This is a genomic window from Hominilimicola sp. (assembly GCF_046972485.1).
GTDB classification, from domain to species: domain Bacteria; phylum Bacillota; class Clostridia; order UBA1381; family UBA1381; genus Hominilimicola; species Hominilimicola fabiformis.
Genome location: NZ_JBKVWU010000210.1, coordinates 1 through 1,790, shown reverse-complemented (window position 1 = coordinate 1,790; position 1,790 = coordinate 1). Strand labels below are relative to the sequence as shown.

The 1,790-nt window shown below is 39.3% G+C and carries 2 protein-coding genes; both read right to left on the bottom strand.

Features of this window, described 5'->3' with window-relative positions:
- Positions 1-24 precede the first annotated feature (24 nt).
- A complete protein-coding gene (locus tag ACLTU0_RS11855) occupies positions 25-1,074 on the bottom strand; it encodes a substrate-binding domain-containing protein (RefSeq protein WP_147514885.1) in 1,050 nt (349 codons plus the stop codon).
- Between the two features lie 74 nt (positions 1,075-1,148).
- Positions 1,149-1,790, bottom strand: a 642-nt coding sequence (locus tag ACLTU0_RS11850; RefSeq protein ID WP_412322648.1) for an ABC transporter permease, incomplete at its 5' end; no start/stop codon positions are given.

The window sequence follows — 1,790 nt, the reverse complement described above, 5'->3', positions numbered from 1 at the left end:
CAATTAATCAGTCATTAACTAAAATCAATAAACTTCTTTCCATTCAGCAATGTTTTCTGTATCGAATTTGAATGGGTCACCAAGCATTACTTCTGTACCGCCATCGGCAGCCTCTGTAATCTTCTTTTCACCAAGGTCACCGGCATTAAATGAACCGCCTACATCACCTGTAATTGTGCCTTTTACAAGTGCATCCATTGTGTAGCCTGACAAATAACCTATATCAACAGGATTCCATAGATACATCCAAGGGCAAGTACCGTCTTCGATAAACGGAGCCATTTCTGACGGTAAGCCAAGACCTGTTAGTTTTACATCTGACTGTTTATCTTGCAATACCTTACCTGCAGCAAGCATACCTACTGTTGTCGGAGCAATGATAACTTTAATTGATGAATCTGTCAAAAGTGCTTGTGTTTCTGATGTTGACTTTGTTGGGTCATCGTCACCGTATGCAACTTTTACAAGTGGTGTATTTGCATACTTTTCAGGATTTTCTTCTAATTCTTTTTTCATCCATTCAATCCATAGATTTTGATTTGTAGCCTGTGCAGTAGCTGACAATACAGCAATACCGCCGTTACCGTCTACCATTTCATAAGCCGCTTGAATTAGTCCTCTGCCGATTTTTTCAGGATCAGCTTGTTGAATATGAGTTTGTCTTGAATCTTTATTTACAGCACTGTCAAGTGAAATAACCTTAATACCTGCGTCCATAGCTTCTGTCAATGCAGGTTGCAATGCGTCTGCATCGTTAGCCGCAATAGCAATACCCGCAACGTTTTGTGCTACAAGCTGATTGATAATTTCAATCTGCTTTTCCGGTGTGGCTGCTTCAGGACCTTTGTAAAGAGGTTCTGCTCCGATTTCTTTACAAGCCTTTTCAAAACCGTCATATACTTTCTGCATATAAGGATTTTGTACATCTTTCGCCACAAATGCGTATGTACCGCTTGCCGATGAGCCGTCTGAACTTTGAGATGTTGTGCTTCCGCCACCACCTCCGCAACCTGCCATCATAGTTGCTCCGATTATTGCCGTTAGACCTAATGCCAATAGTTTTCTTGCTTTCATGTTTAAAACCTACCTTTCTTATTTTAAGTTTTTCCTTTATTTTTCCGAAGTCATAAACTTCGATTGATACTTATTTATTTTTTTGATTTGGTTGTCATTGCTTTAAGCTTTTTAAACCAATTCATATTACCGATACTATCTCTGAAACTCGGAATTGCTACCGCAATAATTAGTAGCAAGCCTACAACTATCATAATGATTTGGCTTGATGCATTGATTAGACCAAGACCGTATCTTAGATAACCGATTACCATAATCGCAAGCGTTGCACCAAGTATTCTTCCCTTACCGCCTGAAGTTGATACTCCGCCAAGTACAGCCATTGCTATAATATCAAGTTCATATCCTTTTGCAACGTCGGGACGAACACTTGACATTTTTGATGCAAGATAAATTGCGGCAACTGCCGAAAGTAAACCTGTCATTGTATAAACGATAACTTTAATTTTATCTGTTTTTACACCTGAAAACTTTGCAACGGTTGTTGAATTACCCATTGCATAACATCTTCTGCCGAATTTTGTATAGTGAAGAAGATATGCGAAGAATAAAGCCTCAACTACAACAAATATCAAGGCATACGGGACCATTTCGCCGATTTTGCCGGCTGCGATTTTTGTAAACCAACTCGGGAATCCTCCGACCGAATTGGTTTCCAAAATAATCTGCGCTATTCCTCTGAATATTATCTGAGTTGCAAGTGTTACAATCATACT